The 21065-nt window shown below is 44.7% G+C and carries 24 protein-coding genes; 6 read left to right on the top strand and 18 right to left on the bottom strand.

Annotated elements, in window-relative coordinates; all coding sequences use genetic code 11:
• Positions 1–3: 3 nt before the first annotated feature.
• From AC0L6N_RS00300 to AC0L6N_RS00280, 5 genes are all read right to left on the bottom strand, one after another.
• Positions 4–1344, bottom strand: a complete 1341-nt coding sequence (locus tag AC0L6N_RS00300) for a Na(+)-translocating NADH-quinone reductase subunit A (protein ID WP_473477861.1) — start codon at positions 1342–1344, stop codon at positions 4–6.
• Between the two features lie 477 nt (positions 1345–1821).
• Positions 1822–3003, bottom strand: coding sequence for an enoyl-ACP reductase FabV (fabV, locus tag AC0L6N_RS00295; protein ID WP_473477859.1), 1182 nt, complete (start codon positions 3001–3003; stop codon positions 1822–1824).
• A 95-nt stretch (positions 3004–3098) separates the two neighbouring features.
• Positions 3099–3269, bottom strand: a complete 171-nt coding sequence (locus AC0L6N_RS00290) for a YqaE/Pmp3 family membrane protein (RefSeq protein WP_473477857.1) — start codon at positions 3267–3269, stop codon at positions 3099–3101.
• Positions 3270–3366: 97 nt separating this feature from the next.
• Positions 3367–3681, bottom strand: a complete 315-nt coding sequence (gene bolA / locus AC0L6N_RS00285; RefSeq protein WP_473477854.1) for a transcriptional regulator BolA — start codon at positions 3679–3681, stop codon at positions 3367–3369.
• A gap of 45 nt (positions 3682–3726) precedes the next feature.
• Positions 3727–4359 (bottom strand): alpha-ketoglutarate-dependent dioxygenase AlkB family protein, encoded by a 633-nt coding sequence (locus AC0L6N_RS00280; RefSeq protein ID WP_473477852.1) that lies wholly within the window; start codon positions 4357–4359, stop codon positions 3727–3729.
• A gap of 25 nt (positions 4360–4384) precedes the next feature.
• Between AC0L6N_RS00280 and AC0L6N_RS00275 the strand changes: the two genes are divergently transcribed.
• Both AC0L6N_RS00275 and AC0L6N_RS00270 read left to right on the top strand, forming a co-directional pair.
• A complete protein-coding gene (locus AC0L6N_RS00275; protein ID WP_473477850.1) occupies positions 4385–5539 on the top strand; it encodes a methyltransferase in 1155 nt (384 codons plus the stop codon).
• A 13-nt stretch (positions 5540–5552) separates the two neighbouring features.
• Positions 5553–6149 carry a peptidylprolyl isomerase gene (locus AC0L6N_RS00270; RefSeq protein ID WP_473477847.1) on the top strand — a complete coding sequence of 199 codons (597 nt, stop codon included), beginning with the start codon at positions 5553–5555 and terminating at the stop codon, positions 6147–6149.
• Here the strand turns inward: AC0L6N_RS00270 and AC0L6N_RS00265 are convergent.
• From AC0L6N_RS00265 to efp, 5 genes are all read right to left on the bottom strand, one after another.
• Entirely contained in the window at positions 6135–6665 is a 531-nt protein-coding gene (locus AC0L6N_RS00265) for a GNAT family N-acetyltransferase (protein WP_473477845.1), read from the bottom strand. The genes AC0L6N_RS00270 and AC0L6N_RS00265 overlap by 15 nt on opposite strands.
• A 3-nt stretch (positions 6666–6668) precedes the next feature.
• Positions 6669–7124, bottom strand: coding sequence for a hypothetical protein (locus AC0L6N_RS00260; RefSeq protein ID WP_473477843.1), 456 nt, complete (start codon positions 7122–7124; stop codon positions 6669–6671).
• A gap of 67 nt (positions 7125–7191) precedes the next feature.
• Positions 7192–8328, bottom strand: a complete 1137-nt coding sequence (locus AC0L6N_RS00255; protein WP_473477840.1) for a GGDEF domain-containing protein — start codon at positions 8326–8328, stop codon at positions 7192–7194.
• A gap of 84 nt (positions 8329–8412) precedes the next feature.
• On the bottom strand, positions 8413–9396 hold the full coding sequence (gene epmA, locus AC0L6N_RS00250; protein WP_473477838.1) for an elongation factor P--(R)-beta-lysine ligase: 984 nt from the start codon (positions 9394–9396) through the stop codon (positions 8413–8415).
• A gap of 68 nt (positions 9397–9464) precedes the next feature.
• A complete protein-coding gene (gene efp / locus AC0L6N_RS00245; RefSeq protein WP_006992639.1) occupies positions 9465–10034 on the bottom strand; it encodes an elongation factor P in 570 nt (189 codons plus the stop codon).
• A 37-nt stretch (positions 10035–10071) separates the two neighbouring features.
• On the opposite strand from efp, the gene epmB reads away from it, so the two are divergent.
• Positions 10072–11097 (top strand): EF-P beta-lysylation protein EpmB, encoded by a 1026-nt coding sequence (gene epmB / locus AC0L6N_RS00240; RefSeq protein ID WP_473477836.1) that lies wholly within the window; start codon positions 10072–10074, stop codon positions 11095–11097.
• Here the strand turns inward: epmB and AC0L6N_RS00235 are convergent, their stop codons facing one another.
• Positions 11098–11286: a hypothetical protein gene (locus tag AC0L6N_RS00235; protein ID WP_041713191.1), complete on the bottom strand. Its 189-nt coding sequence runs from the start codon at positions 11284–11286 to the stop codon at positions 11098–11100.
• Between the two features lie 115 nt (positions 11287–11401).
• On the opposite strand from AC0L6N_RS00235, the gene AC0L6N_RS00230 reads away from it, so the two are divergent.
• The gene (locus tag AC0L6N_RS00230) at positions 11402–11713 is read left to right on the top strand and encodes a hypothetical protein (RefSeq protein WP_011573365.1); all 312 of its coding nucleotides are present in this window, start codon (positions 11402–11404) and stop codon (positions 11711–11713) included.
• Between the two features lie 18 nt (positions 11714–11731).
• The gene (locus AC0L6N_RS00225) at positions 11732–12073 is read left to right on the top strand and encodes a DMT family transporter (RefSeq protein ID WP_473477834.1); all 342 of its coding nucleotides are present in this window, start codon (positions 11732–11734) and stop codon (positions 12071–12073) included.
• Between the two features lie 22 nt (positions 12074–12095).
• Here the strand turns inward: AC0L6N_RS00225 and AC0L6N_RS00220 are convergent, their stop codons facing one another.
• The 6 genes from AC0L6N_RS00220 to nudF all read right to left on the bottom strand — a co-directional run bounded on the left by AC0L6N_RS00220 (position 12096) and on the right by nudF (position 17843).
• Complete coding sequence (locus AC0L6N_RS00220; protein WP_473477831.1) at positions 12096–13385, bottom strand: YfiM family lipoprotein; 1290 nt, start codon at positions 13383–13385, stop codon at positions 12096–12098.
• Positions 13386–13437: 52 nt separating this feature from the next.
• Entirely contained in the window at positions 13438–15327 is a 1890-nt protein-coding gene (parE, locus tag AC0L6N_RS00215) for a DNA topoisomerase IV subunit B (protein ID WP_473477830.1), read from the bottom strand.
• 84 nt (positions 15328–15411) lie between these two features.
• On the bottom strand, positions 15412–16005 hold the full coding sequence (locus AC0L6N_RS00210) for a YqiA/YcfP family alpha/beta fold hydrolase (RefSeq protein ID WP_011573361.1): 594 nt from the start codon (positions 16003–16005) through the stop codon (positions 15412–15414).
• Between the two features lie 10 nt (positions 16006–16015).
• Positions 16016–16768 (bottom strand): metallophosphoesterase family protein, encoded by a 753-nt coding sequence (locus AC0L6N_RS00205; RefSeq protein WP_473477828.1) that lies wholly within the window; start codon positions 16766–16768, stop codon positions 16016–16018.
• A gap of 15 nt (positions 16769–16783) precedes the next feature.
• Entirely contained in the window at positions 16784–17239 is a 456-nt protein-coding gene (locus AC0L6N_RS00200) for a DUF1249 domain-containing protein (protein ID WP_011573359.1), read from the bottom strand.
• Positions 17223–17843: an ADP-ribose diphosphatase gene (gene nudF, locus AC0L6N_RS00195; protein WP_473477826.1), complete on the bottom strand. Its 621-nt coding sequence runs from the start codon at positions 17841–17843 to the stop codon at positions 17223–17225. The genes AC0L6N_RS00200 and nudF overlap by 17 nt, the downstream gene beginning before the upstream one ends.
• Positions 17844–18066: 223 nt before the next feature.
• Here nudF and tolC point away from each other — a divergent pair, with 223 nt between their 5' ends.
• Positions 18067–19377 carry an outer membrane channel protein TolC gene (gene tolC, locus AC0L6N_RS00190; protein WP_473477824.1) on the top strand — a complete coding sequence of 437 codons (1311 nt, stop codon included), beginning with the start codon at positions 18067–18069 and terminating at the stop codon, positions 19375–19377.
• 71 nt (positions 19378–19448) lie between these two features.
• Here the strand turns inward: tolC and AC0L6N_RS00185 are convergent, their stop codons facing one another.
• A complete protein-coding gene (locus tag AC0L6N_RS00185; protein ID WP_473477822.1) occupies positions 19449–21062 on the bottom strand; it encodes an NAD(P)/FAD-dependent oxidoreductase in 1614 nt (537 codons plus the stop codon).
• Positions 21063–21065 lie beyond the last annotated feature (3 nt).

Raw genomic sequence — 21065 nt, 5'->3', positions numbered from 1 at the left:
GAGTTAACCCTCTTTCTCAATCTTGTCTAGACTGTCACGCAAGATCGGCCCGTAATTATATTTACCAGGGCAAACATAGGTACAAAGCGCTAAATCTTCTTCGTCTAACTCTAAACAACCTAATGTTTGAGCACTGTCAGTGTCACCAGAAATCAAATCACGCAACAATAATGTTGGTAAAATATCTAACGGCATAACACGCTCATAGTTACCAATTGGCACCATAGAACGGTCTGAACCATTAGTGGTGGTTGTCATATTGAATAATTTCTTAGGGCTAAAATGTGCAAGGTATGCACGGGTCACAGAGTGCTGATTGGCACCTGGCTTAATCCAACCTAGGAATTCTTTTTCACGACCTTCACTAAGAAGTGAAAGCTGAACATGATAACGACCCACATAACCATGAACGCCATGGGCGTTATTACCTTGTAAAACCGAGCCTGAAATTGTGCGAACTTCGCCTTCAGTGGTTTCACCCGAGGTCAACTCACTGACACTTGCACCTAACACGGTTTTAATTAAACGCGGATTCTTAGCAGCGGGGCCGCCTAGGGCAATAACACGCTCGTTATTCAACTTACCTGTTGTAAATAACACACCAACCGCAATCACATCTTGGTAGTTGATATGCCAAACTTTCTTAGCCGCACCAACAGTATCTAGGTGATGAATATGCGTGCCCACTAAACCTGCAGGATGTGGTCCGGCAAATTCGTTCACGTCAACTTTCACGTCCCCTACTGGAATATCAGCACCGGGCGCTTTACTCACAAATACCTTACCTTCAGTTAAACGCGAGATAACACGTAAACCATTGATAAAATCTGCACTACGCGGGGCAATAATAACGGCAGGATCGCCAGCTAATGGATTAGTATCCATCGCGCTAACGAATATGGAGTGAGGTTTGCTGTCAAGAGCAGGGGTTTTGCTATAAGGACGCGTACGCAGTGCAGTCCATAATCCAGATTCCACTAGATTGTGTTGCACTTTGTCGGCCGCTATAGATGACAGTTCAGATTCGGCATATTTGTCGAATTCTACTGCGTCATCACCTTCAACTTGAATAACCACTGACTGCAAAACACGTTTTGCGCCACGGTTAACTTCGATGACACTACCAGAAGCAGGTGCTGTGAACTTCACACCTGGATTCTTTTTGTCTTCGAAAAGCATCTGGCCTTTCTGCACTTTATCGCCAACCTGAACATGCATGGTTGGACGCATTCCAATGTACTCTTCACCTAGCACAGCAACCTTAGTAATCGCTGGACCGTCATGAATCTTTTGTTCTGGCGCTCCCGTAATCGGAAGATCTAACCCTTTCTTGATTTTAATCATACGCAATAGCACTACTCTAAAGTCAATACACATCACGGTTAGCCTTTCAGCTACATGCCACCCAAGTAAGCAACTTGTTGACAAAAAACCTATTCGTGATGAGTATTTTTGATGTTATTTTGTAAATGTAATCGCTTAAATAACTAACTGACGAAGTCACGTTTATTAGTTTAATTAACCGCTGTGTTTTCTCGTACTCTTTTGCAGAGATTCTGTGGATATGAATTTCCCACTTAATCTAACTCCGGAATTTTAACATTATCCCTACCGGTTCTGCCATGCCAAATGTGCTTAAGCACAATTTTTTTAGTGTATTTTATCGTCATTATCCGCTTCTTATCCACACAGAGCCACATTGCAACAAGTTGTTTACATTCATCATTGCGGAGCATGCGAATAACTCTTATTTGCATCTATTTCCTAGACATAAAAAAACCGCCTTATTGAGGCGGTTTTTTATACCAATATAGTAGACGATTAATCCCAATCGGCTAACGTATTTTGTTCTTTCTCGTAATCGACACCTTCGACATCAAAACCGAAAAGCTTTAAGAACTCATGATGATAACCGGCGTAATCACTTAGCTCATGAAAGTTTTCTTGTGTAACTTGATCCCACAACGCTTTGATCTTAGCTTGCGTAGCCTCATTTGTTTCTTTGCCATCCATACGCAAACGGCCTTGCTCATCTAACGCGGGAGATTGTGCAAATAAACGTTCTGTGAACAAGCCTTTGATTTGTTCGATACACCCTTCGTGCGTGCCCTCTTCCTTCATCACCTTATAAATAAGAGAAATATACAAAGGCATAACAGGAATAGCTGAACTTGCTTGGGTAACAAGTGCTTTCAATGAAGATACATAGGCTTCAATGTGCTTTTCTTGGTTCTTGCTAACGATGGCTGCCGCTGCACGATCTAAATCTTCTTTCGCTTTGCCAATAGTTGCTTGCCCGTAAATCGGCCAAGTTAGCTCTTTGCCAATATAGGTATATGCTGTGGTTTTACAGCCATCGGCAAGTAGGTCTGCTTCTGCTAAGGCATCTAACCATAACTCCCAATCTTCACCGCCCATGACTTTGATCGTTTGTGCAATTTCATCTTCATTAGCAGGTTCAAGAGAAATGTCATGGATTCGGTCTTTGTCCGTATCATAGGTTTTAGTGGTATAAGCTTGTCCCACAGGTTTCAAGGTAGACTTATATACTTCTCCCGTTTCGGGATCTGTGCGACGTGGAGACGCTAAACTGTATATCACCAAATCAACCTGACCCATCTCACGTTTGATGGTCTCAATTGCTTGCGCTTTTATCTCTTTAGAAAACGCATCGCCGTTTATGGTTTGGGCAAAAAGCCCTTTCTCTTTCGCTTCGTTATGAAAAGCAGCGGTGTTATACCAACCTGCAGTTGCCGTTTTACGTTCACTCGGCGCCTTTTCAAAACAGACACCCAGAGTGTTCGCGCCATAACCAAAAGCTGACACAATGCGTGAGGCCAATCCATAACCGGTTGAAGAACCAATCACTAATACATTTTTAGGTCCGCTTCCAAGATCCCCCTGAGAGGAGACATATTCAATTTGTTGAGCAACACTTGCTGCGCAACCTTCAGGGTGAGCATTTGTACAAATAAAGCCACGGATCTTTGGCTTAATAACCATATTCATTTTTCCTATAAAAAAAGCGGCGTCCATTGTAAATGCCCAGAGTAATTAAACAACTCTGAGCAGATCGAACACCGACACATTAATGGCGGTTATTTATTTTTCAAAACAAGCCATACCGCGTGGATTACGCCAGGCAGTACACCAAAAAGAGTGAGTAAGATATTTAAGAAAAAATGTGCGCTCAGGCCTACTTGGAGCAACGCCCCCAAAGGAGGTATAAAAATAGCCAAGAGCAAATTAAGTGGATTGACTTTTTGCATAATAACGAGCCTTATAATTTATTATTTTAATGCGATATAGCTTTATAACCATACATGAACATTAAAAATTCGTCATATTTTCCATTATTTCACGCCTTTATGATTTAGAACCACCAAGACAATTTGGTGAATCAGGCGATTGCTGCTGCAACGTATTCCATTCTTCTTGGGTGTAAGTGTGAATAGCTAACGCATGAATATTATTAGCTAGCTCGTCGGCCAAAATTTGATTCACCGCACGGTGGCGACCAATCAAGCGTTTGCCGCCAAACTCATCGCTGACAATAACGACCTTAAAGTGGCTTTCAGCGCCCTCTGGTACATTGTGCATGAAGCTTTCATTAACGACCTCTAAATGAACAGGGCTAAATCCGGCTTGTAATTTACGCTCGATTGATTGTTGTATTGTCATTTTTTGCCCTTTGTCCGGCTTTGCCGAAGGAGTAAGTGAATTTCGTTAGCGGCGCAAATTTGGTGTGACCAAACGAAATGTTAGATTAATACGTGGTGCCAGCGACTTTGTCGTTTTAGCTAAACTATGCAGCCAATTTGCTTGGGAATTGCCAGCCATAACGAACAAACTGCCGTGCTCCAAAGGCAGCCTGTGTCTTTGCCCACTCGTTCGATGCTTTAAATCAAAATTTCGCACCTGCCCCAAACTCAAAGATGCAATAACCGGTCGAGTACCTAACTCAGGTTCGTCATCGCTATGCCAAGCCATACTATCTTGACCGTCACGATAACAATTAGCCAATACAGAGTTAAAAACGGTTTCACAGGCTTTTTCACACTGTACTTTCAGGGAATACAGTTCTTCGGTCCAAGGTATAGGTGGCAAATCGAGGCCTGAATACTGGTATAGCGCATCGTTATCACCGTACCACGCCTGCAAGCGTGGGATTTTAACCTGTTTACCGTACATTTTGATATCATCTTGTCGCCAAGCTAATGACTCAAGAAGCCGCTGGTAATAATTATCCGCTTCTTGAGTGGACAAGAAATGTTGAAAATAGCGAAAGTCTCCGTCTGGTAAAGGCAGTATTTCAGCCTCATCAGAAGAAGCTGACGGGAATAAACTAGATTGTTGCAAACCAACCTCGATATATAAGAATTAAATGAAAACAGAACTTACGCTTTTAAATCATAGCTACCAATTATTGAGATATCCTGCTGAAAACCAACACGTCAGCTGGCAAGCATGGGATTCAGCTGATGAATACTTAATGGAATACGTGGCGCAGAATATCACGGATCTTAATGGGCTTAGTGTCCATATATACAATGATGACTTTGGTGCGTTAGGCGTTTGGTTTGCAACACATAGCGCCCCCCTATGGATAAGCGACTCTTTTGTCGCACATAAGGCTCTGGCCTTAAACCTTGAACGCAACCACCTCTCCATTGACAGTGTTAACGCTCAGAACAGTCTGTATAAAGCCAATCAAATGGCTGATCTGGTTTTAATTAAAGTCCCTAAAACCCTCGCTTTATTAGAACAGCAGCTCATTGATTTACAATCGTCAGTTACCCCTGAAACACGCATCATTGCAGCGGGCAAAGCCAATGCCATTCAAAAATCAACGCTGGCATTGTTTGAAAAGCACCTAGGGCTAACCACGACATCTTTGGCTAAGAAAAAGTCTCGCTTGATATTTTGTCAATACGACGGCGTTAAGCAAAGTGTTAGCCCCTATCCCACAAAATGGAAAACCGACAACACACAATTTATAATGAGCAACCTTGCAAACGTTTTCTCCCGCCAACACTTAGATATAGGCGCGCGGGTATTACTTGCCCATCTGCCAGATGCTAATCACAAGTGCATTGTCGATCTAGGTTGCGGTAACGGGGTGTTAGGCCTACATGTATTGCACAAATCACCGGACGCTCATGTCATTTTTGTAGACGAGTCTTTTATGGCCATTGCTTCTGCAAAAATGAATATCGAGCAAAACATGCCAGACAAACTCGATCAGTGTGAGTTTATTGTGAGTAACTGTTTAGACGAGTGCCTATCATCAGGCGAAAATGAGGCGACAGTTGATATCGTTCTATGTAACCCCCCTTTTCATCAACAAAATACCATTACCGATCATATCGCCCTGCAAATGTTCAAAGACAGTAAGCGTATTCTTAAACATGCTGGGGAGTTGCGCGTTGTTGGCAATCGGCATTTAGATTATCCACAAACGATTAAGCGCCTTTTCGGTCACTACAAGGTACTTGCAAGTGACCGAAAATTCAGTATTTTGTCAGCAATTAAAAAGTAATTAGGAGGCCATTATGTTGCGCGCCCTGTGTATCAGCATTTTTATTATCAGTATATCTGCCGTTGCTAAGCCAAAGGACGATGGCAGCCAAATTCAAGCCGATAATTTTTATCCTAGGGTAAAAATTGAGACCTCCATGGGTGACATTACAGTTGAACTCGACCGCTCAAAAGCACCTATCGCGGTAAATAACTTTTTACGTTACGTAGATAAACGCAGTTACGAAGACACTATTTTTCACCGAATAGTGGCTAATTTTGTGGTTCAAGGCGGAGGGTACGATGTAGATTTTGCCGAGAAGCCGTCGTTTCCAGATATAATCAATGAATCAGGCAATGGTTTGAAAAATGAAATGTACACCATTGCCATGGCACGCCAGAAAGACCCGCACTCTTCGAATCGGCAGTTTTTCTTTAATTTGAATGACAACGTCAGTCTCGATCCAGGTCGTAACTGGGGCTATACCGTTTTTGGTTATGTAGTAGAAGGCACAGATATTCTCGATGCCATATCACTGGTCGAAACAGACTATGACACGACTTGGGGTTGGGCTGACGTGCCTGTTGAGCCCGTACTGATTAAACGCGTAAGTGTGTTACCGCCCGTCTAACGCTTTTAAAAATAAGTGACTAGCTTCGCCTTGTGGTTCAAACCCAATTTGTTTCACAAGCGCGAAGCCAAGCTTATTTAGCAGTGCTATAGAGGGGGCGTTATCCAGTGCGGTCACCGCCGCGATTTGAGTTAATCCCAGTGCATCTTGTGCATGCTTCAATGTGGCTTTAGCGGCTTCATATCCGAAACCTTGACCATGAAACTCAGCGCAAAATGCAAAGCCAATATCAGGCCATTCCAATGTTTCCCTCTTCAACAAACCGCACATTCCCACAGGCACGTTATCCGCTGAGCGTTCAACTAGGTTGAGACAATAGCCATGCTGCTCATACATGGTTAATGGTCCGGTTTGAATATAATGTTTGGCGTCATCCAGAGTGTGAATGTTTCTATCTCCTATGTACTTTATCCAGCTTGGTTCATTTACCAACCCCAGTATGAATTCCGCATCATCGTCAGTTAACAGGCGCATGGTTAGCCTAGCTGTTTTGAGGTTTGGGTACTTTAGTGGCATGGGTTAGTTACCCTTAAAAGCAGCGAAATAAAATACTAGCGTGACAAGCAACATCAACACGTAATGCATGGCTACTGTTGGGCGAAGTGCAGATTTGATGTACTCAACTAGCAGGCCGACTCCACCAGGCCGTGAAGATAACCATCGGCGGTTAAACTGCATGGGAGCAGTATCAGGAAGCATTAGCTCTGCATCTTGAGCTAGCATTAATTCAGTTTCTAACAGGCGTGTTTCTATGCGTCCTTGGAATGTCTTCCAAATGGCTTCTTGCACCCAAAAAAGTAGAATAATGGCAACAGCTAATATCTCAGTAGCAGCTAACAGTAACACCGCCACCACCAAGGCCGTGCCGACTAATTTAATAGCCACAGCCACTTTTTCATAGCTATCATACTGATTTTGCAGAGTAATCCACTCTTGCTGATAGGCATTTCGGATATCACTATTAGTAGGTTGCACAAGAATTAATCTTAAGAAGGGATCACATAACCACATGGTATGGATTTAGTAGAGCGGAAGCAATGCGCTATTCCGTGGATTCAGCTCCCATACCGTACCCAAAAAAAGCCACCTGATTTTTACCTCGCTTCTTAGAGGTGTACATCATCTTATCCGCTTGTTGCATAAAATCACCCAAAGGCTGCCCTACATATTGCGCATAACCAATGCTCACGGTGACTTTGTGGCTAGCGCGACCAAATTTTGTTCTATCAACTGATTGGCAAATACGATCTGCGATTTCCCGAGACTGCTCCGCGCATGCTTCTACTAACAAGATAACGAATTCGTCACCACCGTAACGACACACCACATCCCCTGCCCGTAACTGCTGAGCAATAAGCTGCGAAATTTCGATTAACACTTCGTCCCCAACCAAATGCCCGTCATTGTCGTTAATTTTTTTGAAATCATCCACATCGACAACTAATAGGCTCAATGGATGTTGATAACGCAAACTACGCGCGGTTTCCACTTCCAATTTATTGCTAAAATAGCGCCTATTATTTAACTTGGTCAGGGGATCTTGTACTGCCAACTCCCCCAATAAGCTGTTTTTTTCATGCAATTCCTGCAGCATTTCAAATTGATCGACGCGAGTGCGCTCAGCCAGACGCGCAATAAAAAAGGCAATCAACATGGTTGTAAAGCAAGTCAGAATCGGTGACGAAGCTTCCTCCAAAGGTAGCATTTTTAGCATACCTGCGCTAACAACAAGCCAACACGCAAACAACAAAGCATAAAGAAATATCAAATGCCCTTGAACCAACATCGCGATGACCATCATTCCCATAATGAAGGGGACAGGTCCATGGCCTTGCACGCTGGTGTATATCGAGAGCACCGTAGCGACAAAAGCGAGAAACGCAGGGTACATGAGCTCTAGCAGCCCGGTCCGCCAAGAAATGTTGTTATTAGCTCGTGCAGATGGAAGCAAAAGTAAATTCACTAGGGCGTACAATACATTGCATAAATAAACGGCTAAATAAGGCATCATGTCAGGGCTATACGCCCCAGTCCCCAAACGAAGATGATGCAACAGATGCACACCAAAGCCGATTAAAGCGACGATAGAAAAATACCAAACGAGGGTTAAGTTACTTTTAATGGATGCTTGCTGGTAGGCTACAGCTAGATGCGCGGAGGGCTTGGGTACTATCTGCATATGAGTTCTGTTATACGTCTATACGGCTTCCTTTAAATAACTATAGTCGACATATACGGTTTTCGAGTGGGTGAAAGCAGAAATTTATGCATTCTGATAATTAAACGCCAGTACATGCTGAATATCTGACTTTTCTAATGCCAACATGACAAGTCGATCCACCCCAACGGCCACCCCTGAACAGTCTGGCAAGCCGGCATCAAGCGCATCTAAGAAGAGCTCATCGATAGGTACAGTAGATAAGCCTGCTGATTTTCGTTGTTGGTTGTCTCGCTCAAATCGTTGACGCTGCTCTGGGGCATTGGCCAATTCATGAAAGCCATTCGCCAGCTCTAATCCTTTATAGTAGAGCTCAAAACGCTCAGCGACACGCTCATCTTGCACACTTACCCGCGCTAACGCGGCTTGACTTGCAGGAAAATCGAAAATAAAGCATGGGGATTTGTTAGCAATATGAGGCTCTACTTCGTGGCTAAACAGCAGCTGCAAAATGGTATCTTTGTCTTGCTCGTCTCGGCATATATGCTCGTATCCCAACTCACATCCCTTCGTTTGTAATGCCGACAACGGAGCGCTTAGAGGGTCAGTAGCCAAATATTGGATAAAAGCGTCTTGATAACTCATACGCTTTGCAGGCAAGCAGCCCACCACAGATTGCATCAACTCATCAAGTTCATCCATTAACTGATTATGATCAAACCCAGGGCGATACCACTCCAGCATAGTAAATTCGGGATTATGGTGTTTGCCTGCCTCTTCGTTGCGAAACGCTTTGGCAATTTGAAAAATCGCACCACTGCCGGCACATAATAGTCGCTTCATGGCATATTCAGGAGAGGTCTGCAGGTACAATGTTCGCTGCTGTGGTGACATAGGATCAACAAATTGCGTGTCAAACACGCGCATATGAACATCGCTGACTGTTGCATTACTAAGGCTGGGCGTTTCTACTTCCCACACATCTCGTTGTGCAAAGAACTGACGAATATTAGTGATGATAGCCGCTCTTTGCTTAAGTGTGGCCACGTCAGCAGTGGGTTGCCAACAAGGGCTGGGCTCAGGTTTCATACAAACTCCTTGAATAGCAGGCATAAAAAAGCTCACATGAACGTGAGCTTTTCATCGATATCAGTTAATTACTTCTGTGCGCGTGATGCGTATTCGCCACTGCGCGTATCAACTTTAACCACTTCACCCGTTTGTACGAATAAAGGTACACGTACCACTGCGCCAGTGGTTAATGTAGCGGGTTTGCCGCCGGTGCCAGCCGTATCGCCTTTAAGACCTGGATCAGTTTCGGTGATTTCAAGTTCAACAAAGTTAGGAGGAGTCACAACAATCGGTGTACCATTCCACAAGGTAATCGTGCAGCTGTCATTTTCGACTAACCATTTAACTGAATCGCCAACGGCTTTATCGTCAGCTGCGATTTGCTCAAATGATTCATTATTCATAAAATGCCAGAATTCACCGTCGGTATACAAATATGACAGCTCCATATCCATGACATCGGCAGCTTCGAATGACTCACCTGATTTAAAGGTTTTTTCCAACGTTTTACCTGAGATAAGCTTCTTTAGCTTAACGCGGTTAAAGGCTTGGCCCTTACCAGGTTTAACATATTCGTTCTCAAGAATGTTGCAAGGTTCGCCGTCGAGCATAATTTTAACGCCGCCTTTGAACTCATTAGTGCTGATATTAGCCATGCTTCCTCGTAATCAATTAACTGTGTAGAGTATCTAGTTGACACAAATAATACCTAAAAAACTCATTGCTGTAGAGAATAACTGGCAAAAAGAACTCTCGAATGCATTTTCCGATCCTGTCGCTTTGCTCAAATACCTAGATTTAGATCCCACTGAGTTTATCGACGATATCGCTGCACGTCGCTTATTTCCTATGCGCGTACCTCTCCCGTTCGCAGCGAGAATAAAAAAAGGTGACCCGAACGACGCACTTTTCAAGCAAGTATTTCCAAGCGAAAAAGAATTTCTGATAGACCCTAATTACGTACTGGACCCGCTACAAGAACAGCAAAATGAAAAACCTGGCGTATTACACAAGTATAAAAGTCGTGTACTCCTGCTAGTCCGCGGTGGTTGTGCCGTCAATTGCCGCTACTGTTTTCGTCGCCACTTCCCCTATTCCGATAACCACTTAAATAAACATGAGTGGCAAGAAACACTCGACTATATAAAGCAAGACAGCAACATTAACGAAGTCATTTATTCTGGCGGCGACCCTTTGATGGCCAAAGATGACTTTTTAGCATGGTTAACCGATGAAATAGCTGAAATAACGCATATCAAACGCATCAGAATTCACACTCGATTGCCTGTCGTTATCCCTGCTCGTATTACGCCCCAGCTGATAGAGTGGTTTACTAAAACCCGGCTCAAACCTGTGATGGTGCTGCACATTAACCACCCGCAAGAAATCGACTTCGCGTTACAAGAAGTATTGCAAAAATTAACAAAGGCGGGGGTAACCTTACTTAATCAAGGCGTGCTGCTAAAAGACATTAACGACAGTGCGGATGTGCAGGTCGCGTTAAGTGAAAGACTATTTGATGCTGGTGTGATGCCTTATTACCTACACGTAATGGACAAAGTGCAAGGCGCCCAACATTTTGATCAAGACGACAAAATAGCGAAAGACATTATGGCAAAAATGATAAAACGCCTACCGGGATTTCTGGTGCCTAAACTCGTACGCGAGATAGGCGGCCAACCCGGTAAAACGCCAATTGATTTAAATCTTCATCCCTGATTAGGCAAACGTGTTAACCACTGAGCCTAAATTTGGATTTGATGAAGATGATGGTACGTCAGCTGCTGATTCCAGAAGCTGAAGCGTCGCTTGACCATCTCGTTCCTGCTGGGATTTAGCCATCTGTAACGATTTGATTTCTAGCGTCGCACCGGATGCTCCAGAGGCTGCGCCTCCTTGAATTTCCATACCAGAACCCCTATTGCTTGTAGCAAAGTTGAAAAGCAGGCAGAATCGCCCGCTCTTCGTCGTTATCGGCAAGTTTGCCTAAAACTTTAACCCAACAACCAAATAAGCCAAATCTATGCAAACAATTATTGAAAAATTAACTGAAAATGCCCAGCTCATTTATCGCAAGTCCATTGATGCCGACGCAACCATTGCTAAGTTACAAAGTGCTGGCAAAGGTAAGTTTCAGGCTATTTTCCCTGAAGATGCAGGCTTTAATGCCAGCGGTCGGTTTTTTAAGCCCTATGTCGAAGAGTTAGCCATGGACATCGCCAGCTTGAGCCAACTCGACACAGAAGAACAAAAGCAAGCTTTGCCAAAGGTAGTAAAAAAAATAGAGTTGTTACATTCCACCCTGAGCCAGTTTCAAGTCAGCATTAAAGACTAATTTAAGGCATAAACGACCATGGGAATAACGATAGGATATTGGTACCTAGGGGCGGCCATTATGGCTGAGGTCATCGGTACCTTGGCACTTAAAGCTTCTGATGGTTTTAATAACACCATCTCTAGTGCGGTATGTGTTATCGGCTACGCGACAGCGTTTTATTTTCTGTCTTTAGTGCTAAAAACTGTGCCTGTAGGGATTGCTTATGCGATTTGGGCAGGCATGGGCATAGTGTTGATTGCCCTTTTCAGCGCGATTTTCTATAAAGAGTTGCCCGACTTAGCGGCCATACTCGGCATAGGCCTTATTTTAAGCGGTGTCCTTATCATCAATGTATTTTCAAAAACAACGGGCCATTAACGAGTCAAATACCTACTGCGCATCACTTAGCCAGAGGTAATCGACTGACCGGCAGCAACGAAATGCGTTGGTCAATCTCATCTAATAAACGTTTATATTCAGGGCTGTCCACTTGTTTGAACTTCTTCGTGAACTCAGATTTATTCAAGTTTTCAGGTAACCCACTGGTATCAGGGAAAAATGAGCTCTCACTGGCATTTTCAGATAGCATACGTTGCAACGCAAACGCCGTTTTTTCATCCGTCGCCACAAGCGCAAATTTCACTCCTGCATGATCAGCGGCTAAATCGACAAAGCTATAGCCACTGCCACCTGCGCCGCGATCCATCAACTCCTTAAATTCACCTATCGCTGCCGTCAAACCCTGTTCAGATAAAACTTTTATGGCGGCCGAGAAGATAAAATGCTGACTCAAGTCAGTCCTGTGCATAAGGGTCGGCATGTTGCGCGGTACTGCAACTCGCTTAGATTTGGGCTGTATATCGCCGATAAAACTAGCAAATCGATGATGCCCAGCATACGTGGCTAATGCCATTATCGCCGCTTCATTTTCTTCCGCCGCCGTCGCTTGGTGTGACCGACTCAATGCTTCAGCAAACAGTGGTTGAATAAACCGGGCCAATGATTGTGCAGTAGGTCGCTGTCCAACATCTAGTTCAGCGAGAAAACGTAAATAATGGGCAGTGGCAAGGCTCAAATCCGTTTCCTCACCAATATCGCGCTTGAGATCTTTTAAGTTTCGTAGAAAGGCATCTAACGGGCGCATAGCAATCACCATACTGCCTTGAAACATACGAATACTATCAATTTGCTGTACGAACTGACTTGCTATCGTGCTATTTGTCCACCAATCAGCCAACCAAACTAGGGTTGCCAATGTTTGTTTACCAGGCAGTACTATGCTGCCTAAGCGCACTTCATCTAATTGCAGCCCTTGACCGGGCAGTATGAGTGCACTGAAATTAACATAGCGACCGACTGGATTTGGCGGTAATTGATAACTCGCTGACAAGCTACTAGCAAGGGGGGTAATGTTAGCTTGACCATGAAATTGCGCCTTCGCGCGTTGTAAAAAACCCACCAAGCTGTTGAGTTGATTCTCAGTGAGAGGGATTTGCTGGTCGAGCGTGCGATCTCTCACGCTCTGTTTGATTTGTTCAATCAATTCTTTTACCGAGTCAGCATCGTCAACTTGCGTTGCGCTTGTCGCTACAACAAGGGGCTCATCTTCAACGCTGGCAATAAATAGCGCTACGCCTAAGCCAATCAGCAGTACCAATACAATCAGTAAATATTTAAAAAAACGCAGCAAATTAGGTCCTTGCGTACTAAAAAGATTGAAAACGGATGGTCGAGGCTAACAATTACACGTCTGCCATATTGCCTTTGCTTTCTAACCACGACTTTCTGTCACCAGCGCGTTTTTTGGCCAGTAACATATCCATGGTCTCTAACATTTCGGTAGGATCTTCTATGGTCAGTTGCACCAAACGTCGTGTGTTTGGATCCATGGTCGTTTCACGCAATTGAAGTGGGTTCATTTCTCCCAGACCTTTAAAGCGCTGCACGTTGACCTTACCGCGTTTTTTCTCGGCGGCAATGCGATCCAAAATGCCTTTTTTTTCACCTTCGTCCAGGGCGTAAAAGACTTCTTTCCCCACATCGATTCTAAACAACGGCGGCATAGCAACATAGGCATGGCCATTTTCCACTAGCGTTCTAAAGTGTTTAACGAACAAGGCGCACAACAATGTCGCGATGTGCAGTCCGTCGGAGTCAGCATCTGCAAGAATACAGACTTTGTTGTAACGCAGGCCGCTTAAGTCGTCTGAATCAGGGTCGATTCCCAACGCAACGGAAATATCATGTATTTCTTGAGATGCGAGCACTTGGGAAGAGTCAACTTCCCAGCTGTTCAAAATCTTACCACGCAGGGGCATAATCGCTTGAAACTCACGATCTCTCGCCTGCTTAGCAGAGCCACCAGCTGAATCACCTTCTACTAAAAATAATTCTGAACGTCCAGTATCTTGGGTCGAACAATCGGTTAACTTGCCAGGTAATGCGGGGCCTTGAGTTACCTTTTTACGAGCGACCTTTTTGCTCTGGCGTAAACGCGTTTGTGCATTGCTGATACACATTTCAGCCAATTGCTCAGCAATCGCGGTGTGTTGATTTAGCCATAAACTGAAGGCATCTTTGACTATGCCTGACACAAACGCAGCGGCCTGGCGTGATGACAAGCGCTCTTTAATTTGCCCGGCGAATTGCGGATCTTGCATCTTGGTGGACAACACATAGCTACAGCGATCCCAAATATCTTCTGGGGTTAACTTAATGCCACGAGGCAATAAATTTCGGAATTCACAGAATTCACGCATGGACTCAAGCAGACCTTGGCGTAATCCGTTCACATGCGTACCGCCCTGTGCGGTAGGTATGAGGTTAACATAGCTTTCGGTGATCATTTCACCGCCCTCAGGCAACCAAATAACCGCCCAATCAACGGCTTCAGTGTTACCGCTTACTGCTCCCACAAAGGGGGCATCCGCTGGCAAGCTGATACTGTCGCCAACCGATTGATATAAATAATCTTTTAAACCGTCTTCAAAGTACCACTCGTGTGTTTCTTTGCTGACTTTGTCATCAAAGCGAATACGTAGACCAGGACACAGAACGGCTTTTGCTCGCAACACATGCAACAGCTTAGTCACAGAAAACTTAGCTGAATCAAAATACTGCTCGTCTGGCCAAAAATGAACCCGCGTACCGCTATTACGTTTACCGCAGGTATCCACCACTTTTAGGTCTTCAACCTTCTCGCCATTCTCAAACGCAATTTGGTATACACTGCCATCGCGGCGAATACTCACCTCAACCCGTTTAGATAAGGCATTTACGACCGAAATACCCACGCCGTGCAAACCACCAGAAAACTGATAGTTTTTATTCGAAAATTTACCACCGGCATGCAGTTTGGTCATAATTAATTCAACGCCTGATATGCCCTCTTCTGCGTGAATATCCACAGGCATACCACGACCATCATCGGTCACCTCTAATGATTGGTCAGGGTGCAGTACCACTTTAATTGAACTGGCAAAGCCTCCCAGGGCTTCATCCACACTGTTATCTATGACTTCTTGACTAAGGTGATTGGGACGCGTGGTGTCTGTGTACATACCAGGGCGACGTTTGACCGGGTCAAGGCCATTTAAAACTTCAATTGCATCTGCGTTATATTGATTAGACATAGTTCTTATTTTTGTTGTGGCCGTTGATAAAAATGACTAGGCGTTAGGTGAGAGCCAATACGCTCATGTTATACCAATCTTCAATTAGTCGTGCAGCAGAAACTGAAAAATATCAGCAAGGAAACGCTCATAACCCTGAAAACTGTGATCGCCGCCCTCTTCTATGGTTAATTTTGCGCCCATGTATTTCTGCTCTGCTTGACGGTAGTCTAAGGTTTCATCAGCCGTTTGCAATAACACCCAGTAGTTTTGAGGGCTTGCCAAGGTTTTGGTATCAAAGGTGGTTAAATCTTGGGTATGGGATTCATCTAAGCTGAACCTTTTCTTAGTATAAGGGTTGATATGCTCCCCCAAGTAATCAGCTAATAGATTGTAAGGCTGAACAGCAGGGTTAATCAGTACCGCTTTACCGCCATAACGTTCAAGCAGGTAACTTGAGAAATAACCGCCCATAGAGCTCCCAATAAAACCAAAATCTGCATTCGGGTGACGAGCAACCAGCTCATCTAACATTTTGGCGGCCGGTTTGGGGTGATTGTCCAACTGGGGAATATAAAACACTATATCTGGGTAATGCTCATCTACAAACGCTTTAGTCTGCTGAGCCTTCACAGATTGAGGTGAGCTTAAAAAACCGTGTAAATAAATTACAACCTGTTCTGGTTTACTGTCTGTCATGTATATTCCGTTAGATTCTAATAATGTGACTGTCGACTTGCCCGTTATCAGCCAGTTCAATGACGCGATATCCCGGCGCTTCGCCACTGGCGGCGAATTCTTTGCTGTTTGCCCACTGCCAGCATGTAGACGGCGCAGACATAAATACGCAATCTTGGCTGCGTGTTTCGCTCGCTTGATGAATATGCCCATAAATCACAGCTTTGATTTGCGGCTGCTGCTCAACATTCTGAATAAACTCATCCCGGTTACGCCAAGGATGGTTGTCCATCCAGCCACCACACGCATAAGGATGATGGTGCACCACCAGCAAATGGTGTTGCTGTGGGTCTAGGTTAACTTGCTCATTCAGGTACTGAAGTTGACGCATGGATATTTCACCCGAGGAATCATCAGTTTTGGTATTGAGACCATGAACCTTCCAATACGGCCCCGCGCTCGTGGATAAAGGCCATCCTGCCAGGTGATTCAGCTCACTATTTAATGCTTCAAGGTGGTCGTGGTTACCTGGAATGACTAAAAGTGGCGCGCTAATCTTGCTTTGTTGCCACAGTTGACTAAAAAGCTGATAACTGGCTAAACCCTTAACAGCATCGTTTTCAGCACTGACATCACCGCTCACAATGACCATATCTGGGTGACAAAGGCCCACGTTTTTTAACACGGCTTGCAAGGTAGTGTAAGGATTTATGTTTTGATAACCCGCATGGCGTTTATCAGCAAACAAGTGACAATCTGAAATTTGCGCCACTTTAAAACTCACGCCAACCTCATCGCGTTACGCGCTCGCCGCTTGCAGTTGATCTTTGTGTTTCGAGCAAAACAGTAACCACTCACTCAAGAATAAGTTCACCATCTCTTTTTCATTTCTTTGATGCATTTTGATATTTGGATACTCATAGCTAGGCTGCAGAGCACCAATGTGTTGAGATTCAATCACCTCGGCCAGTTGCGCATCATGATACAAACGAGCACGCACCACTGGCCGCATAAAATCGGGGCCATTAATTGACTCTTGGGACATGATCACAGTGCTGGTATATCGGCTACACTCGACAATTTTAATGCTGTAATTCAAGGATTTATTCACCTTGAACTGATATTCCAAGTCTTCAGTATCACAATCAGGTAAAAGCTTAATCAGACGCACGTAATTCATCGCACACACCCGCTGAATACTCGGCAGGTGAGGTACGTATTTACGTCTTAAATCTTGTTCATTCTTTCCAGTCATCAAGTACTCGTTGTTTATTCATAGCAAACCATTGCAGCGCGATCAGTGTCGCTGCGTTGTCGATCTTTCCTTGATTAATCCACTCCAGAGCTTGCTCTTCTGGTACTCGGTGCACCAAAATATCTTCACTCTCATGGTCGAGTCCATGCACACCTTTCGCTTGACTCGCATCAACTTGGGCCACATATATATGTAACCTTTCAGTTGTGCCGCCCGGGCTAGCAAGATAACTGATGGCCTTCTTAAGGTGGGTGATCGTCACCCCTGCCTCTTCATGCGCCTCGCGATAACATACCGCTTCAGGTGTTTCGCCCGGGTCAATGATACCAGCCACAATCTCTAACAACCACGGCGAATCCGATGTGGCCATAGCGCCAATCCGAATTTGTTCAATCATAACGAACTCATTTAAATGGGGATCATACGGCAGAACCGCAACCGCATGCCCACGTTCAAATATTTCTCGCTGTATCAAGTCACTCCAACCGCCTTTGTACAATTTATGCTTGAAATGGTACTTCACCATTTTAAAAAAACCGTCGTAAAGTGGTTCTTTGCGGGTAACTTCCACGTCTTTGCTGGAAAACTGCTGAATTTTAGACATACATCCCCTTTCAAATTTAGTCTTTAGTACCATATAGTGAAGCAATATTTAGCGGTTCATGGCCAGTATAATATTCTGTTACACTTGAGCCATCAGTTTTACGTCTGGATGTTTCGTGTTCACGCTGAATGTATTTAAACTTTAGCGTCTTAGAATGCGACATATAGTAAATCTAAAAAATAATGGTCTCGATGCCACCAGTAAAATTCATCAAGGAACACACATGAAAAAAACACTTCTTTCGCTATTGATTGGCTTTGGCGTATCGAATAACGCATTTGCTGACGACTTACTAAGCGTATATCAGCAAGCATTACAAAACGATCCAGCCACCTTGCAATCACAAGCAAACAGAGAAGCGGCTTTTTCTGATATCGAAATCAGCCGCGCAGGCTTGTTACCCCAAGTATCATTGAGCTTGCAGGCAGCAGAAACCTATGGCGATTTAGACCGTTCAACTAATGACGTTACAGTGAATTTATCACAAACTATCTATGATCGTTCGCTTTGGGTTGGTTTAGATCGCGCAGAGCTTGTTGCGAGTCAATCAGATGCTAGCCTTGCGCTAACGATGCAAAACCTTATTTTACGCACGGTTAGTGCTTATTTTGATACTCTTCAAGCCCAAGATGATTTAGCGTTTGCTCGCGCCGAAAAACGCGCCATTGCTCGCCAACTTGAACAAACTAAGCAACGCTTTGAAGTGGGTTTGACTGCCATTACAGATGTGCACGAAGCACAAGCACAGTACGATACTTCAGTTGCAGCCGAAATCAGTGCCGAAAACGCAGTTGAAACCAATCTTGAAGCTTTACGCGAAATTACAGGCGTCTATTATCCAGACTTGAATGTGCTCAATACTGAGCAGTTCTCTGCCAGCTTGCCAACCCCAGCGAACGTCAACGATTGGCTAAAAACTGCTGAGCAGCGAAATTTGGAATTACTGGTATCCAATGCCAGTGTGGATATCGCTAAGTTTGATATTAAGAGTGCTCGTGCTGGGCACTACCCGACTGTCGGCATAAGCGGTAGTGCCAATAGTAATGACACCGATGGTTTCGCTATTAACCCTGGTGCAGGTGGTAGTGACCGTTTTAATACCTATGGTGTGACGTTATCTGTCGACGTGCCTTTGTACACTGGTGGCAGAGTATCTGCCAATGTCGACTCTGCAAAACACAGATTTGTTGCCACCAGCGAAGACCGCGAACGTATTCACCGCTCAGTTATCCGCAACGTGCGCTCTAACTACAATGACATAAAAGCCGCCATATCACGTATTAAGGCGTTTGAGCAGGCCGTCGTATCTGCCCAGAGTGCATTAAAAGCCACAGAAGCCGGCTTTGATGTGGGTACCCGTACTATTGTTGACGTACTAGACAGCACACGTAACTTGTTTGATGCCCGTCGTAACCTATCAAGTGCTCGATACGGTTATGTTGTTAGCACGCTCAACCTGAAATTAGCCGCTGGTACGTTATCAATCGAAGACGTAACAGACATTAACCAAGGTTTATCTGCGCAAATTAAATAACGCGTACTGGTTTACATTGCACTTCGCATAAAAAAAGCAGCTCAGGCTGCTTTTTTTGTGTTCGTTTAACGCTACGCGTGGCAGCTTGCTAACATGGACAGCGCCACCGCTTCAGCCACTTTAATGCCATCAATACCGGCAGATAAAATCCCACCGGCGTACCCAGCGCCTTCACCTGCTGGATAGAGCCCATTAACATTCACACTCTGGAAATCAGCGCCGCGCTTAATGGAAATAGGCGATGAGGTACGCGTTTCGACCCCAGTTAACAAACCATCTGCTTTGGCAAAGCCTTTAATTTGCTTATCAAACGCGGGAATAGCTTCACGAATAGCGCTGATAGCATAGTCCGGTAAAACCTTGGATAAGTCCGTAAGTTTTACCCCTGGCGTATAAGAGGGTTTCACATCCCCTAGCTCTGCCGATGCTTTTCCTGTTAAAAAGTCGCCAATCAGCTGCGCTGGAGCATCGTAATTGCTGCCGCCCAGAGCATAGGCTTGCTCTTCAAGTTTGCGCTGCAAATCAATGCCCGCCAAAGGATGCCCAGGAAAATCTTTATTGGGCTCAATGCCTACGACTATGGCGCTATTTGCGTTGCGCTCGTGGCGAGAATATTGGCTCATGCCATTGGTTACCACACGGCCCTCTTCTGAGGCCGCTGCGACAACGGTGCCGCCAGGGCACATACAAAAACTGTAAACCGCACGGCCATTCTTACAATGGTGCACCAGTTTGTAATCTGCCGCGCCCAGAATAGGGTGACCGGCACTTGGGCCGAAGCGACATTCATCGATCATGGATTGCTCGTGCTCTATTCTAAAGCCCACGGAAAAAGGTTTGGCTTCTATATATACGTCACGCTCATACAGCATTTTAAACGTGTCTCGAGCACTATGCCCCACAGCTAATACAGCATGGCGACACGCTAAATGCTCACCAGTTGATAAGCTCAAGCCCGTCAACTGACCATGCTCAATATACACATCATCAACTCGAGTACTAAAGCGAATCTCGCCGCCTAGTTCAATAATTTGTGCACGCATGCGCTCAACCATTGCCACCAGCTTAAACGTACCGATATGCGGTTTACTTACGTACATAATTTCATCGGGTGCGCCGGCATCAACAAACTCGGTAAGCACTTTGCGCCCGTAATGCTTGCGATCTTTCACTTGGCTGTACAATTTGCCGTCTGAAAATGTGCCTGCGCCGCCTTCGCCGAACTGTACATTTGATTCAGTATTAAGCGGCTTTTTACGCCAAAAGCCGAACGTGTCTTTAGTTCGCTCACGGACTTCTTTACCGCGCTCTAAAATAATGGGCTTAAAGCCCATTTGCGCTAACAATAGGCCTGCAAACAAGCCGCAAGGTCCAAGACCGATTACGACTGGACGCTCAGTCAGTGCATCAGGTGCATGACCCACAAATTTATAACGGGTATCTGGTGATAATCTGACGTGGGGATCGTTCTCAAACTTAGCGAGTAGGGCCTCTTGCTCAGCAACATCCACGTCTAAGGTGTAAATCAGTTGGATATCAAACTTATTCCGCGCATCAAAACCACGTTTAAACACAGAAACTTGGGTTAACTGCTCTGCGCCGCATCCTAATTTATCAAGTATCGCTTGGGTGAGATCAGCATCTTGGTGATCAAGGGGCAATTTTATATCAGTTAAACGCAGCATAGA

This window comes from Paraglaciecola sp. G1-13 (assembly GCF_055809255.1).
This window is presented reverse-complemented; position numbering and strand designations above follow the sequence as displayed.

Bases quoted from the DNA above. Each gene is read 5' to 3' on its own strand.
- AC0L6N_RS00300 (WP_473477861.1), bottom strand. From the start codon at position 1,344: ATGATTAAAATCAAGAAAGGGTTAGATCTTCCGATTACGGGAGCGCCA.
- fabV (WP_473477859.1), bottom strand. From the start codon at position 3,003: ATGGTTATTAAGCCAAAGATCCGTGGCTTTATTTGTACAAATGCTCAC.
- AC0L6N_RS00290 (WP_473477857.1), bottom strand. From the start codon at position 3,269: ATGCAAAAAGTCAATCCACTTAATTTGCTCTTGGCTATTTTTATACCT.
- bolA (WP_473477854.1), bottom strand. From the start codon at position 3,681: ATGACAATACAACAATCAATCGAGCGTAAATTACAAGCCGGATTTAGC.
- AC0L6N_RS00275 (WP_473477850.1), top strand. From the start codon at position 4,385: ATGAAAACAGAACTTACGCTTTTAAATCATAGCTACCAATTATTGAGA.
- AC0L6N_RS00270 (WP_473477847.1), top strand. From the start codon at position 5,553: ATGTTGCGCGCCCTGTGTATCAGCATTTTTATTATCAGTATATCTGCC.
- AC0L6N_RS00265 (WP_473477845.1), bottom strand. From the start codon at position 6,665: ATGCCACTAAAGTACCCAAACCTCAAAACAGCTAGGCTAACCATGCGC.
- AC0L6N_RS00255 (WP_473477840.1), bottom strand. From the start codon at position 8,328: ATGCAGATAGTACCCAAGCCCTCCGCGCATCTAGCTGTAGCCTACCAG.
- epmA (WP_473477838.1), bottom strand. From the start codon at position 9,396: ATGAAACCTGAGCCCAGCCCTTGTTGGCAACCCACTGCTGACGTGGCC.
- efp (WP_006992639.1), bottom strand. From the start codon at position 10,034: ATGGCTAATATCAGCACTAATGAGTTCAAAGGCGGCGTTAAAATTATG.
- AC0L6N_RS00235 (WP_041713191.1), bottom strand. From the start codon at position 11,286: ATGGAAATTCAAGGAGGCGCAGCCTCTGGAGCATCCGGTGCGACGCTA.
- AC0L6N_RS00230 (WP_011573365.1), top strand. From the start codon at position 11,402: ATGCAAACAATTATTGAAAAATTAACTGAAAATGCCCAGCTCATTTAT.
- AC0L6N_RS00225 (WP_473477834.1), top strand. From the start codon at position 11,732: ATGGGAATAACGATAGGATATTGGTACCTAGGGGCGGCCATTATGGCT.
- parE (WP_473477830.1), bottom strand. From the start codon at position 15,327: ATGTCTAATCAATATAACGCAGATGCAATTGAAGTTTTAAATGGCCTT.
- AC0L6N_RS00210 (WP_011573361.1), bottom strand. From the start codon at position 16,005: ATGACAGACAGTAAACCAGAACAGGTTGTAATTTATTTACACGGTTTT.
- AC0L6N_RS00200 (WP_011573359.1), bottom strand. From the start codon at position 17,239: ATGACTGGAAAGAATGAACAAGATTTAAGACGTAAATACGTACCTCAC.
- nudF (WP_473477826.1), bottom strand. From the start codon at position 17,843: ATGTCTAAAATTCAGCAGTTTTCCAGCAAAGACGTGGAAGTTACCCGC.
- tolC (WP_473477824.1), top strand. From the start codon at position 18,067: ATGAAAAAAACACTTCTTTCGCTATTGATTGGCTTTGGCGTATCGAAT.
- AC0L6N_RS00185 (WP_473477822.1), bottom strand. From the start codon at position 21,062: ATGCTGCGTTTAACTGATATAAAATTGCCCCTTGATCACCAAGATGCT.